Source organism: Sphingobacterium sp. IITKGP-BTPF85, from assembly GCF_001006065.1.
GTDB lineage: Bacteria > Bacteroidota > Bacteroidia > Sphingobacteriales > Sphingobacteriaceae > Sphingobacterium > Sphingobacterium anhuiense.
In genome coordinates this window covers 18,987-34,279 of record NZ_ASZT02000045.1, presented here as the reverse complement: position 1 = coordinate 34,279, position 15,293 = coordinate 18,987, and the positions used below count along the sequence as shown (strand labels likewise).

Annotated in this window: 8 protein-coding genes and 3 pseudogenes; 1 reads left to right on the top strand and 10 read right to left on the bottom strand. The window is 39.8% G+C overall.

Going from position 1 to position 15,293, the window contains the following annotated elements; all coding sequences use genetic code 11:
* The 9 genes and pseudogenes from L950_RS10990 to nhaA form a co-directional block, all read right to left on the bottom strand.
* Positions 1-809 (bottom strand): annotated as a pseudogene (locus L950_RS10990) (RteC domain-containing protein); the annotation flags it as partial.
* 72 nt (positions 810-881) lie between these two features.
* The gene (gene carA, locus L950_RS10985) at positions 882-1,988 is read right to left on the bottom strand and encodes a glutamine-hydrolyzing carbamoyl-phosphate synthase small subunit (protein ID WP_021192156.1); all 1,107 of its coding nucleotides are present in this window, start codon (positions 1,986-1,988) and stop codon (positions 882-884) included.
* Between the two features lie 131 nt (positions 1,989-2,119).
* A complete protein-coding gene (gene carB, locus L950_RS10980) occupies positions 2,120-4,852 on the bottom strand; it encodes a carbamoyl-phosphate synthase large subunit (protein ID WP_231577109.1) in 2,733 nt (910 codons plus the stop codon).
* Positions 4,853-4,979: 127 nt separating this feature from the next.
* A complete protein-coding gene (locus tag L950_RS10975; RefSeq protein ID WP_021192155.1) occupies positions 4,980-5,384 on the bottom strand; it encodes a ribonuclease P protein component in 405 nt (134 codons plus the stop codon).
* Positions 5,385-5,409: 25 nt separating this feature from the next.
* A pseudogene (locus L950_RS10970) lies at positions 5,410-7,239 on the bottom strand (ABC transporter ATP-binding protein).
* Positions 7,240-7,243: 4 nt separating this feature from the next.
* Positions 7,244-7,618, bottom strand: a complete 375-nt coding sequence (locus L950_RS10965; protein WP_156169658.1) for a hypothetical protein — start codon at positions 7,616-7,618, stop codon at positions 7,244-7,246.
* A gap of 32 nt (positions 7,619-7,650) precedes the next feature.
* Positions 7,651-9,384 carry a phospho-sugar mutase gene (locus L950_RS10960; protein ID WP_031289592.1) on the bottom strand — a complete coding sequence of 578 codons (1,734 nt, stop codon included), beginning with the start codon at positions 9,382-9,384 and terminating at the stop codon, positions 7,651-7,653.
* A 1-nt stretch (position 9,385) separates the two neighbouring features.
* Complete coding sequence (locus L950_RS10955; RefSeq protein ID WP_021192152.1) at positions 9,386-10,195, bottom strand: hypothetical protein; 810 nt, start codon at positions 10,193-10,195, stop codon at positions 9,386-9,388.
* Positions 10,195-12,159, bottom strand: coding sequence for a Na+/H+ antiporter NhaA (gene nhaA, locus L950_RS36435; RefSeq protein WP_021192151.1), 1,965 nt, complete (start codon positions 12,157-12,159; stop codon positions 10,195-10,197). Before nhaA ends, L950_RS10955 begins: the two co-directional genes overlap by 1 nt.
* 172 nt (positions 12,160-12,331) lie before the next feature.
* Between nhaA and L950_RS10945 the strand changes: the two genes are divergently transcribed.
* Entirely contained in the window at positions 12,332-13,117 is a 786-nt protein-coding gene (locus tag L950_RS10945) for a helix-turn-helix domain-containing protein (RefSeq protein ID WP_021192150.1), read from the top strand.
* A gap of 47 nt (positions 13,118-13,164) precedes the next feature.
* Here the strand turns inward: L950_RS10945 and mobC are convergent.
* Positions 13,165-15,162, bottom strand: a pseudogene (gene mobC, locus L950_RS10940) (conjugal transfer protein MobC).
* Positions 15,163-15,293 lie beyond the last annotated feature (131 nt).

Genomic DNA, 15,293 nt, shown 5'->3' with positions numbered 1-15,293 from the left:
CCATTCTCCTTATAAGCTCCTCCCGAACGCGCATCAAGGAATTTGTCCGGTTCATCTTTCGGTTCTTAGCTCCAATAGGTCTGAATAAAATTACCTAAATTTACATTAAACGTGCTTTCAAAATACTTGGCTATTAATCTTATATCAGCATTCCCATTATCGAAAACAGCTTGATAATGCAACGCATAAATCAATTCTATCAATGAAGCCTTACTACCTGTCCAATTCAACTTTGGCAAGTCTATTAATCGATCCTCCTGCTCCATATTCTTATATAGTTGGTCTTCGATATAGACCTGTATCAAATCGTTCGCCATTATTTTGGCAACTTTATAATCATGCGAAGTGGAAAAGGACTGGTCAGATTGAAAATAGTAGGTATCTAAACATAGCTTAATATCATGCTTGCCCCGTACAAAGAACTTCTCGTCAAGAAAGGAATTATTATTGCGATAATATTTATAAAATTCAAGATTGTTCTCAAAGAACCTTTTGAGTCTTTTCAGTTCTTTTTTAAGGTATTTCCTAATGGGCTTTACCCCATACGGTTTTTTTGTCTCGATTTTATAAATGGCATTGTAGTAAATAAGTTTGGCAACAATCTTCGGTTTCAGGTTTTTGAAAAAGAGAATTTCTTCTTCCTGACTTGAAAAACCTTTGGCTAAGACAGCTTTTTTAAGCTCGTTAATCTTGTCTAATATTATTTCTATTATTTTCTCCCATAACGAAATCGAATCATTAATATCCGAAGAACAAAGACTAATCTCTTCCTCTATTTCTTGTAATATTTTGTTACTATATTGTACCAACCCCTAAGTTTTAATATTTATTAATAAGTCAATCAACTGAACCGCAGACACACTTATTCTCATATAAATACCTTAATTTTTTATCAGTTCCAAGAACTCATCAAATAGATACCTCGAATCATAGGGACCTGGAGTGCTTTCGGGGTGGTATTGTACTGAGAAAGCAGGTTTTTTCCTTAATTTAATTCCCTCAATGGAGTCATCGTTTAAATTCAAATGAGTTATTTCAACCATGTCCTTAGCCTTTTCCACATCTTCAGGTATAATGCCAAAGCCATGATTTTGAGTGGTAATTTCGCTCTTGCCAGTTCTAAGGTTTAGGACAGGATGATTTAGCCCCCTGTGTCCGTGGTGCATTTTAAATGTTCCAATACCTACGGCACGGGCTAATAATTGATGTCCAAGACAGATACCGAATAATGGTTTACCAGTTTCTAAAATATTTTTTACTGTTTCAACTGCATAATCCATTGCCGATGGGTCTCCCGGACCATTAGATATGAAATAGGCATCGGGGTTAAATTCCATCAGTTGCTCAAGGGTGCTTTTCGCAGGAAATACTTTGATGTACAGACCTCTTTCAGCCATATTCTGCAACATGCTTCGCTTGACCCCAAAATCAAGCAAAGCAAGGTTGTACGGTGCATTTTCATCGCCAAAAGTATATGGCTCTTTTGTTGAAACGACCGATCCCAATTCCAAGCCCTCCATTTTTGGTATAGCATCAAGGGCGTTTTGTAATTCTTCTTTAGTAGTCAATTCTGAACTAACCACACAATTCATTGCCCCCTTGCTTCGGATATGGTTGACAAGTGCCCTTGTATCAACATCTTGAATGGCAACTATTCCGTTTTCGATCAAGTAATCTCCGAGCGATTGGATAGCTGTAAATCGGGAGAAACGCTCCGTTAGGTTTTTACAGATTAGGGCTTTTATTTTAATCCCCTGTGATTCTACGTCATTGCCGTTAACGCCATAGTTGCCGACATGAGCTGTGTTCATTATTAAAACCTGACCAGAATATGAGGGGTCGGTAAAGACTTCCTGATAACCTGTCATGCCTGTGTTAAAACAAAGTTCTCCGCCTGTTGTCCCTATTTTACCAAAAGCCTTTCCTTTAAGCAATGTACCGTCTTCGAGGTACAAATATGCCGTAGTATGTTGTTTAGCTGTCTGCATTTAATATTTTTTTTCTAATTCTAACTATTTACTCAGGTGCATATTCCGTTCTTTGTATAGCTGTCTAAACCAAGGGTCTTTTAAATCCTTGATGAAACGGATCGCTTCTCCTGTACTTTTCATTTCGGGTCCTAATTCTTTATTAACGTTTGGAAATTTCTGAAATGAAACACGGGTTCTTTTATAGCAAAACCTTCAAGATTTTTTTTGATGTCAAAGTCCTTTAGACTTTTTTCGCCTAACATAACTTTTGTTGCTATGTTCAGATAAGAAATACCATACGCTTTGGCTATAAACGGTGTTGTCCGGCTTGCTCTTGGATTAGCTTCGATTACATATACTTTGCCGTCCTTAATAGCAAACTGTATGTTGATTAAGCCCTTAATATTGAGCCGTAATGCTATCTTCTTGGTAATATCTTTCATTTCCTCCACTTCCAATGACCCCAAATTGAATACAGGCAATACGGAATGGGAATCGCCACTATGTATTCCCGCAGGCTCTACATGTTCCATAATACCCATGATATGCACATCTTTACCATCGCATATTGCATCTATCTCGGCTTCTTGGCAACGGTCAAGAAAATGGTCTATTAATATTTTATTGCCGGGAAGATGTTTAAGTAGGCTTATAACGCTCTTTTCCAATTCATCGTCATTAATAACGATCCTCATGCGTTGACCTCCGAGAACATATGAAGGTCGTACCAAGACCGGATATCCTATTTCATTAGCAACATCCATTGCGTCATCAGTCGAATAGGCAGTTCCATATTCCGGATAAGGTATCTGCAATTCTTTAAGCAAATCAGAAAATCTACCTCTGTCCTCTGCAATGTCCATATCATCAAACGATGTTCCTATAATCTTAATACCCCGGTTATGTAAGCGTTCAGCCAATTTTAAGGCTGTTTGACCTCCGAGCTGCACAATTACACCCTCTGGATTTTCAAGTTCAATTATTTCCCACAAATGTTCCCAATAGACAGGCTCAAAATATAGTTTATCGGCTATGTCAAAATCTGTAGATACCGTTTCGGGGTTGCAGTTAATCATAATGGCTTCGTAGCCTGATTCCTTAATTGCCAAAAGTCCATGCGTACAGCAGTAATCAAATTCTATCCCTTGACCAATCCTGTTTGGACCTGAACCGATTACAATGATTTTTTTTCGGTCTGAAACTTGGGATTCATTGTGAAGTAAATTACCTTCGGCATCTTCTTCAAACGTACTATAATAATATGGCGTCTTCGCTTCAAATTCAGAGCTGCAAGTATCAACCATTTTATAAACACGTTTGATACCTAACGCTTTCCGTTTCTCATATACTTCCTCTGCGGTGCAATCTTTTAGCAATTCAGAAATTTGTTCGTCTGAAAAACCCATTTTTTTTGCTTCCCACAAGATTTCTTCTGTCAGGCTTTCCAAATGCTTGAATGAAATAATCTTATTTTCGAGGTTCACAATATCCTGTATTTGATATAGAAACCAACGATCTATTTGGGTAAGTTCCCGAAGGGATTTGATTGAAATACCCATTTTCAATGCTTCTTTAATACGGAAAATCCTATCCCAAGTAGGTCTTTTCAGATACTCTAATAGTTCTTCCGGACGCATCTGACTACGTGAAATTGATTCAAGACCGATAGCGTTGTTTTCAAGGCTTTGACAAGCTTTCTGTATAGCTTCAGGAAACGATCTTCCAATTGACATCACCTCTCCAACAGACTTCATTTGTAACCCTAAGGTATCGTCGGCTCCTTTGAATTTATCAAAGTTCCATCTCGGCATCTTGACAATAACGTAGTCAAGAGCAGGTTCAAAAAATGCGGAAGTCGTTTGGGTAATCTGATTTTTTAATTCGTTTAGCGTATATCCAATAGCGAGCTTAGCTGCTATTTTTGCGATTGGGTATCCGGTCGCTTTGGAAGCAAGAGCCGAAGAACGGCTCACCCGTGGATTTATTTCAACTACGATTATTTCTTCGGTTTCAGGATTTAAAGCAAACTGTACATTACAGCCTCCCGAAAAATTCCCAAGATCCCGCATCAAGCGAATAGCCGTGTTTCTCATGTTCTGCATCGCAGTATCGCTTAACGTCATTGCCGGAGCAACGGTTATGCTATCCCCTGTATGGATTCCCATTGGATCAAAGTTTTCCACTGTACAGATGATGACCACGTTGTCAGCAGCATCTCGCAATAGTTCCAATTCAAATTCTTTCCAGCCCAACACCGCCTTTTCAACCAATACTTCATGAATAGGGGATGCTTTCAATCCATTTTCTAATGCTTTGTCAAGGTCATCGGCTGTTTTTACAAAGCCCTGTCCCGAACCTCCTAGCGTGAAAGAGGGTTTTATTACCAATGGAATACCAATTTCTTGTGCAAACTCCTTGCCCTCCAGTAATGAATTAGCGACTTTAGCAGGAGCAATAGGCACGCCTAACTCTACCATCCATGCCCTAAAAAGCTCACGGTCTTCTGCTTTGTCAATAGCTTTAATATCGACTCCGATGAGCCGCACATTTCGGTCTTCCCATATCCCTAAATCTTGTACGTCCTTACATAGATTTAATGCTGTTTGCCCACCCATTGTGGGAAGTACCGCATCTATCTCATTTTCTTCAAGGATCTGCTCTATACTTTCTACGATTAGCGGTAACAAATAAACCTTGTCCGCAACCAATTCATCGGTCATGATAGTTGCAGGATTTGAATTGATAAGAATTACTTTAATTCCCTCTTCTCTAAGGCTACGTGCTGCCTGTGAACCGGAGTAATCAAACTCGCAGGCTTGCCCGATGACAATCGGTCCCGAGCCGATTATAAGGACACTTTTGATAGATTTGTCTAATGGCATGTTATGTTTTGTAAAAATTTATGATGTAGCAAAATTAGGGTGTAAAAAGATGGATTTAAAGTAAAAAATGGACACTTATCATACAGGTTTCACTTGATTTGCGGTTCTTTATGAAGATTTTTGCCGATTATCCTCCCTCAAATAATAGTTTCATTTTAGCAGCAATTTTCAGGAGGGCTTTTTCAATATCCGTATAACGCAACGGTTCGTGATGTAGGTATAGAAAACCGATATCCAGTCCACGATTTGCTCTTGCCAGTTCGATAAACTGATACTTATTCAGCCGATATACCTCTTTTATCACCCGTTTTACTCTGTTGCGTTTTGGAACAACTTTAATTTTACGTTTTCGTACGCTGATGAATACTGAAACGGGCGGCACAGAATCATCTAACCTTGAAACATAAATCACACGCAGAGGGTAAGAAATGAAAGATTTTCCATTATTAAACATGTTGTCAATCCGCTTTTTTGAGGATAAACGTTCGTTTTTTTTAAAAGTATAGCTAAACTTCTCTGTTTCTTCGCTCATAATACAAAACTTTTATTTAACGAAATTATTGAGATTGTTGCATCTCTATCCATCTGCGGTACAGCCCATGTTGCGCAAGAAGCTCTTGGTGTGTTCCGGCCTCTTTGATAGTGCCTTCCTCCAATACAATGATTTTATCCGAGTTCTGAATGGTAATGAGGCGGTGAGCAATGACCAGCGAGGTTCGGTTTTTCATCAAGGAATACAATGCTTCCTGCACCAGTTTTTCCGATTCGGTATCCAGAGACGAGGTTGCTTCATCCAACAGCATAATTGGCGGGTTTTGTAATACTGAACGTGCTATACATATACGTTGACGTTGACCCCCAGATAGCTTTGCACCTCGGTCGCCAATATTCGTATCATAACCGTTTTCCGTCTTTAAGATAAAATCGTGTGCATTGGCAATACGTGCTGCATGTTCTACCTCCGCAATTGTTGCTTCTGGTCGTGCAAATGCGATGTTGTTAAAGATCGTATCATTGAACAAGACAGTTTCCTGATTTACCGTTCCTATCATTGCCCTTAAAGACTCCTGCTGGATATCCCGAATATCCACGCCATCAAACAAGATGGATCCGCCTGTGACATCCATAAAACGTGGAATTAAATCAATCAAGGTTGATTTCCCTCCTCCAGAGCTTCCAACGAGTGCCACAGTCTTTCCTTTTGGAATTTCTAAATTGACATTATTAAGTACTTGCTTTTTACCGTATGCAAACTCCACGTGTTTAAATACTATCGATTGATTAAACTCCTTTATCGGCTTTGCATTGGTTTTATCTGTAGTCGCATTTTTCTCGTCGATAAGCTCCAAAACACGTTCACCAGCCGCTATTCCATGATGGATATTGGAAAAAGATTCTGTTATTGCTTTTGCTGGACGCATCACCTGCGAAAAGATCACAATATATCCGATTAAACTCGGAAGCAATAAGCTCACCTTCACCGTACAATACCAAACTCCCACCGTACAATAATATGACTGCTACCATTACTACTCCGAGAAACTCAGATACAGGAGCGCCCAACTGCTGCCTACGCACCATTCTCCGCATAATCATGGAGTAGCGTTCGCTCTCGTCATTAAAACGAAATTTTACGAAAGGAACAGCATTGAGAACCTTGATAATCTTAATCCCCGATAGTGCTTCGTCCAAGTAGGAAATCATATTAGCATACGATTGTTGACCTTGCCTTGCCTGTTGGCGTAGCCTTTTAACAATCATAGATATGAAGAAAGCCGAAATAGGGATAATCGCAAGTGAAAACAGTGTAAGTTTGATAGAAAGAGCAAAAAGCACTATAATATACGCAATCAACTGCAACGGTTCTTTAAATGCCACCTGCAAAGTAGACGTGACGGAAAATTGCACCACCTGTACATCGGATGAAATTTTGGATATTATGTCTCCCTTTCTATTATTGGTAAAAAATCCTATATGCAGATCCATCACATTATCGAATACGGCTTTACGCAAGTTCAATAGTGTGTGTATACGCAAATTCTCCATCACCCGTTGTGCAAGATAACGGAAAAGATTGCTGATGAATACCGAAGTGACAATAACTATACATACATATTTTAATGTGTCATACGCTCCCACGTTATAATATAACGTATCGGTCGCATATATAAACCAATCACCAACGTTATAGCCTCGGGCTGATTAATTGATTCTTTGGACACAATTTCCACATCTCCTGTTCCTCTAAATAGTACTTGCAGAAGCGGAACAAGTAAAGTTAGGTTTAGTGTTCCAAAAATTACAGAAATCAGTGTGCAGATAATATATGGAATCGCATATTTCTTTATAGGTTTGGCAAACGAAAGTAATCTAAAATATGTCTTCACGTCCTTATAATAAACCTTTAGCGCGCAATAAATTTGTAATGACAATAGTTTTCTTCAAATCTCGCTTATTAGTGTATAGCCATATCAAAAACAAACAAAGAGCTACGGTGACAATAAAAGGAACATTCCAAGTATCGAAACTCAATACAAACTGGAAATAGCTAAAGTTGCTTATCCCGACTGCTCCTGACACTGATATGCATGTTACACCCGATAATGCCACCCCTATCAAGCTGAAAGCAACCATATACCATTTAGCACTTCGGTGGGCTACAAAAGAATCCGCACTATCCGATGCTTTACGAGACGTCAAATAGGCAATGGATACCAAGGTGCTGAAATAAACAAAGAGAAACGACAGTAGAATAATGGGTGACATGGGTCGAAAAGCTAAAATCTTAAAATTGTAAATTATTTATTAGTTATATCATCCAACAGGGATTGAATTTTTAGCGTCAATATCTTAGAGGGTTCTTCCGTACCATTGTTGCTGATATGTTTTGCACTGCAATAGAATTTTATTTTCGGTTCAGTACCAGAGGGTCTTACCGATACAACATCATTAGCTTCGGTAATGAACTGTAATACATTGGATTTTGGAAGTTCGATAGCCGTTTTGCTTCCGTTTATCAAATCGAATGATTGAGAAATCTCGTAATCTTTAATTGCTGCTACCCTAATTCCAGCTAAATGCGTAGGGGGAGATTGGCGTAAGTTATCCATCAATTTTGCAATTTCTTCCAGTCCCTCTTTTCCTTTCTTGGTTACAGAAATTAGCTGTTCTCTGTAATGCCCGTATTTTTCGTATAATGATGACAGGGCATCCAGTAGTGTCAGTCCTTGCGACTTATACCAGGCCGCCATTTCAGCAACGATAACACAGGAAATGATAGCATCCTTATCCCTCACCAAATCGCCGATGAGATAGCCGTAGCTTTCCTCGCCACCAACGAGAAAAGTATTCTGATTTTCAAGCTGGGTTATTTTTTCGCCTATATACTTGAAACCTGTCAATACATCATAACATGCTATATCAAATGAACGGGCTATATCGCTTATAAGCCCCGTGGTAACAATAGTCTTGACAACAAACCCCGTTTCATCTAACCTGCCGCTATCTTTCAATCCCTGCAGGACATAATGAACCAAAAGGCTTCCCAATTGATTTCCGTTCAACAGCTCATAATTACCGTCAGCTTTTCTCACAGCCACGCCAACACGGTCGCAATCGGGGTCGGTTGCCATAGCAATGTCTGCTTTGACTTCATTGGCTAAAGCCAGCGATTGTTCAAACGCCTCTGGTTCTTCGGGGTTGGGATATTCCACAGTCGGGAAATTACCATCGGGGGTTGCCTGTGAAGGAACAACATGGACATTTTTAAAGCCCCACCTTGACAGTACTTCGGGAACCATCGTGATACCCGTACCATGCAATGGGGAAAATACGATATGGAGGTCTTCCTTTGCCTTATCAATGTCTGCCCTGATAGAAAAGGGTTTAATTTTATTAAAGTAGATTTCATCCAGTTCATGATCTAAATAGGTTATAAGGTCGGTATTGGAAGCAAAGTTTACTTGGTCAATAGTTGCTATTTCCCTGACCTCTTTGATTACTTCAACGTCTGCGGGATATACCAATTGACCACCATCACTTCCATATACCTTATAACCGTTATACTCTTTAGGATTATGGGAAGCAGTCAGCATGATACCTCCTTGACAGCCAAGTTCCCGAACGGCGAAAGATAAAACCGGGGTTGGTCTTAATTCTTCGTAAATAAAGACTTCTATACCGTTAGCGGTAAGGACATCGGTGCAAACATTTGAAAGGTGCTTTGAACTGTTCCGGTTATCGTAAGCAATAGCAATTTTAACAGGTTGCCCTTTATACTTTTTATTCAGGTAGTTTGCAAATCCCTGCGTAGCGATGCCCACAGTATATCTGTTCATCCTATTTGTACCAACACCCACAACACCCCGCAAACCACCTGTTCCAAAATCGAGGTCACGGTAAAAAGCATCCGTCAGTTCTGTGAAGCGTCCGCTTTCAAGCATATCGTTTATTTCTTTCTTTGTGTCGCTATCGAAATTGCTCTGCAACCACGACTGCACTCTTTTGTCCAATTCTTTTTCAAGCTGTTCCATATCAATACTTATTAAAATCCAATGTATCGTATTCAAAATTATTTTTCGCAATAAAGCCGGCGATCCTAAGCCTGTCCGAATTATATTCGACAGGCAGAATACCATCTTGCCCTGTTACCATATAACCGCAGGAATGGATAAGGAGGTCAAACGCCCCAAGTTCCCACCCCCAAACAGGTTTAAGCTGTACAAAGATATCCGCTCTGTTTTTTGCGATACCGATAAGGTTCAAAGGGGTTTCCATTTCAACAAAACGGATTGCCCCACTATGGTTATCTATGATGTTTTTTACATAAGTCCCGGTTTTCTTATTAACGGGCTTACTGCCTTTTATAATCCGCAGGAACGTGTCGTCATCAACATATTTTTTAACTACCGCACCATTGTCAAAATATTGCTTTTGTATAATTGACGACTGACAAAAATCAAATTCATGGGCAGGTTCTGAATCTACCACAGTATATGCCACGGATTTTAACGGCAATAAAATAATACCCAATGTTGGTCTTTTCCGCTCAATCTTTGTTATTGTAAATGCGCTGTTTGCGCCATCTTTATCCCTCACAAATCCCAACATCCAAAATTCAGGTATATCCTTAAGCGCATCTTTGTAGCGATTTATAACAGGAAGCCCTAACTGTTCTATGGAGCTCGACAGGACTATAATAAGCTGTTTTATTTTCTTATTGTCAGCGTATGGCTTGTCCGCCAAACTATTGAACAGACCGATATGGGGAAGAAGTGATTTTTGGAACACAAAATCAAGTTCCTCTCTCAATACTCTTGCGTTCGGTCGTTCAGCGCTACGCATTAATAATAAGATGAATTAAGGTTACTGTTTGCTTTTTCTTCCTGCTCGATAATGCCAAAGTCTGTCAAGATTAAAGCCTTGCCTTTTTTTACGCATACATCTTGTTCAAAATGAACCGAAACATTGCCGTCTTTGGTCAGAACCGTCCATTCATCATCCGCTGTATATATGTTTGCCATACCAAAGTTTATCATGGGTTCTATTGCAATAACCAGATTTTCCTTTAGCATTTTGCCTTGTCCTTTTCGCCCATAGTTTGGGACATCGGGTGCTTCGTGCAGGCTCCGTCCTAAACCGTGTCCGGCAAATTCTTTTACAATGCCATATCCATGTGGTTCAACATGCGATTGAATAGCATAGCCAATATCCCCGACACGATTTCCGTGGATAGCCTTTTCTATTCCTTTTACTAAAGAATCTTTAGTTACTTTAACTAAATTCAGGATATTTTTATCCACTTCCCCGATTATGAAAGTATAGGCTTGGTCACCGTGGAAACCATCTTTATACGCTCCCACGTCAATAGAAACAATATCGCCCTCTTTTAAAGGTGTTTTGTTCGGGAAGCCGTGAACTACCGCATCGTTTACCGAGGCACATACATTGAAAGGGAACCCACCGTAATTATGGAATGAAGGGATAGCTCCATTGTCCCGTATGAATGTGTTGACGTGTGTATCCAGTTCTAAGGTTGTAATTCCCGGTTTGATTATACCCGCAATTGAAGCTAACGTTTTGCTGACCAGCATAGCACTGGCTTTTATCAATTCAATTTCTTCTTCTGTTTTATACAACATGTTAATCTGTTTTTTTAGTTTATTTGAAGAATTTAATAAGGTATATCCTATTATCCCCGAAAGCAGAGAGGCTATCAGGATAGAGAATTTAGCTTCTGCAATCAGTAGACCGTCCGTAAAGGAAAGCAGGGAAATAAAGATAGCCATCGTGAAGCCGACCCCTGCCAGCGACCCTAAGCCAATGATATGTCTCCAAGTCGCTCCGGCTGGAAGTTGGGCTATATTGAGTTTTACAGCCAATTTAGACATTAAAAGTACACCCACAGGTTTTCCGATGCATAATCCTATAATTATTCCCAATCCCAAAGGGGAAACCAGTCCATCAAGCATGGCACTTTCAAACCGGATGTTGGTATTGGCAAGTGCAAATATGGGAACAATTAAGAAATTGACAGGATTAACCAAGGCGTGTTCCAATTTTAGTAAAGGCGATTGTTTTTCTCCTTTTGTTGTCATTGGGATAGCCAATGCCGTCAATACTCCGGCAATGGTTGCGTGGATACCTGAATGGTGTATGAAGTACCAAATAAAAAGCCCCGGTATAATATAAAACGCAAGCGAACGTATGCCCATCTTGTTGAAGATGATAAGTAACAACATTATTCCTGCCGCATACCCTAAATAGGCCACGTGCAATTCCGCAGAATAAAATATGGCGATAACGAGAATAGCAATTAGGTCATCTACGATTGCCAACGCCGCCAAAAATATTTTTAACGATGACGGTACTTTGTTCCCCAACATGGCAAGAATAGCAAGGGCAAACGCAATATCCGTTGCCATCGGGATTCCCCAACCACTTGCTGTTTCCGTACCTCCATTCAAAAACACATAGATACCTGCGGGAATCAATGCCCCACCTATTGCACTTATAATAGGCAAAGCCGCCTGGCGTGGTGTGGACAATCCCCCGTTGATTAGTTCCCTTTTGATTTCTAAACCGACCAACAGGAAAAATATAGCCATAAGACCATCATTTATCCATAAGGCTAAGGAATACTTTAAATGAATGGATGGGTTTTCAAAGCCAAGCGGAAAACTAAGGAGATTTTCAAATGCTGTTCCTAATGGTGAGTTTGCTATACCAAGTGAAATGATGACACAAACGAACAATATAATTCCTCCACTTGATGCCGATTCGAAGAATTTTTTAAAGATTTTTTTCATGCATATAAATTGTAAAAATTGTACACAAAGATATCTTACTGGCAATGGCGGGGAAAGTAAAAAATGGACACTTATGAGCTTAGTTTATAACTTATTATTCGTATATTTGCATTTGCATGCCTATTAAATTCTTAAAAAATATCAAGTTCGATACTTCATCCGTTCAAATTCCTTGAAGGGGAAAGAAATGGTTTATAAATCATTTGCCAACAAGCATATTCTTGGGGCATACCTATTTCCCTGCAAAGATTTAGAGTCTAACCAGCCTCTTTTTAATGATGGATTTCCGTCCCTGATTTTTATGCCCCGCTCATCAGACGATGTAATTCTTAAGGAAAAAGGAAAAATAATCAGGTTGCAGTCTGCCTGGGTATGTTGTGGCGTTATACAAGATACGCAATGGGAAATCCCAGACGGACTTGAATACATTATGGTACTGAGGTTCAATCCTGCCTCATTCTATTCTATATTCGATATCGACCCCTTAATTTTTCAGTCAAACCCTATATGCGGTTTCCGGGATATCGTTGATGAAACATGGTGTTCTGTCATTGATGAAATGTATCAGAAGGAAAGCATCGCTGAAAAAGTCAGTTTTCTTGACGAAGTTTTTTCCTCATGTTACATTGAAAATAATCTGCCGTATTTTTTACAGGCAGCTATTGAACATATAGATGAACAAAGGGGTAATACCACTGTGTCAGACCTCTTAAAGAAATTAGGCGGAAGAATAAACCACAAGTGGTTGCATCGTAACTTTGTAAAATACTTAGGAATATCACCCAAAAAATATATTTCTCTTCAGCGTTTTATATACGCCTATGGTCATTGTGGCCCGGAAGATTCTGCCGACTTATTTGATGTTGCTCTGAATTCCGGCTATTATGATTATAACCATTTCTTTAAGGATTTTAAACAGTATTTAGGGATTGCTCCGTCAAGATATTCTTGGGCTTAAAGGTTTGCCAAGAATACTACAATAAACGGTATGGACTGAATAACCACCTACTCTTGTTGCACCAAATGCTGTAAATCGGGGTCATTCTTGATACGCTCCAGTTCGCTTTCAACAATATGCAGAATATCCGATTTTATCTGGCGGTAATTGCTTTCAATTTCCTGTTTCATTTTATCTTCTCCCTGTTCATTAACAAAAGATAGGATTTCAGGTATCTTCTGATAGGCTTTGGTTTCGGTAGCTACCTTATCATTATCCACCACGATTTCGGCATGGAAGATTTTCTGCTCGATACGTTCTTCAAAGTTGTCCGCTACCGCTCCGACAAACATACCTTGAGTGAGTGTAGATATTTTGGAGGCAGGTATAAGGGTATCCAACTGGGTGGATATCGAGGTAGATTTGTCATTACGGTTAATGGTCATGCTTTGGCGTTTCTGTAATACTTTACCAAAGCGTTCACTTAAATTCTTAGCCGTTTCGCCAACTACTTGACCTGAGAAAACATTACCCACAGTATTTTGGATGACCTTGCTTTCCTTATCGCCGTAATCCCTTATTAATTGTGAATAGTCTTGAAAACCCAAGCATACCGCTACCTTATTGCTACGAGCTGTTGCGATAAGGTTATCCAATCCTCGGAAATATATCGTAGGCAACTCGTCTATGATTACGGAACTCTTTAACCGTTCTTTCTTATTGATGAGTTTTACAATTCTCGAATTGTACAATCCCAAAGCGGACGAATAGATATTTTGGCGGTCGGGGTTATTCCCGACACATAGTATCTTCGGCTCTTGGGGGTTGTTGATGTCCAGTGAAAAATCATCCCTGTCATTACCCAATAAAGCTGTGGCGAAATCATCCGTGATAATGGAATTTTTGCCGATGCTATCTGCCCTGCAACTGGTCTTGCGCTCCGCCCTGCCACGCATCCATGAAAGCCGACAGATAGTTTTCCAATTCGGGATATGAGGTAAGTATCGTAAAAACGTCTGCATATTTTTTGTTCAATAATTCGATGGCATGGGGAAACGTGCAATACTTTCCGTTTTCATAGATTTTCAGAAACCAAATAATGGATGCAAGCAATATAATTGGGCTTTCCACGAAAAAATCGCCTTGCTTCAAAATCCACGACCTGTTGAGGTTTAACATGATGGTATAAGAGGCTTCGTAGGCATCGGAAATATCCGTCATAAAGGCAGGGCTAAGTGGGTTGCATCGGTGACTACGGCGTGGGTCGTCAAAATTGATAACGTAAAACTTTGGCTTTACCTTATACTTATCGGAGTGTTTCAGCAAATGGTTGTAGGCGATGGTGGAAAGGTCGTCAAACTTGAAATCATAGATATACATCGCAAAGCCCTTTTCGATGTGTTGCTTGATGTAGTTGTTTACGATGGCGTAGGATTTTCCGGAGCGGGAGTACCGAGTACAATCGAAGCTCGAAAAGGGTTGACGATATTAACCCATCCATTGTTCCACTTGCCTTTGTAATAAAACCTTGTGGGAAGATTGACAGAGTATTCATTTTCCATCAGACGAGTTTCCTGCCCAAAACTCTCGTTTTCATTGTTGAAAACATCGTCCATCAGATTATTGCGGAGTAGTCGGCTCATCCATAACCCTGCCATAAGCAAGGCTATATAACCCATGCTTGTTGTAAGGATATAAAGCGATGTGGCAATCCCTGCCGACAATTTTAATAATGGGGTGTTCAGAAAAAACAGCACAAGGCCAATAGCTAAGGCGGAATAAATCTTCGCCCACGTTATCTTTTCATTCTTTACGCCCTTTGTGCCGAGACAGCTTAACGCCAACAATATCAACGCAAAAATTTTGGTGTAAAGCGTATGCTCAAAAAGCCCTGCGGTACGGTTGAAATTGGTCAGTATCTTACCGATAATTTCCAGTGTCCATCCACGTTCGGCAAAGAACCCATAACAGAACCAATAAAAGTGCATCAGTACCAAAAGAATACTTACGGCACGCATAAAAGCCATGATTTTGGCCAATCCTCTCAAATCGTCTTCTCCTTGCATAACAAAAAATTTTAGTGATGCAGGAAATTTAGAAGCTATTTAAAAGGGCTTATCCAAAGGGGGGTCGGATGGCTCTTGGTGGCTTTGTTTGACATTATTTTAAAACTACAATGACCAAGATGTTAATCCTG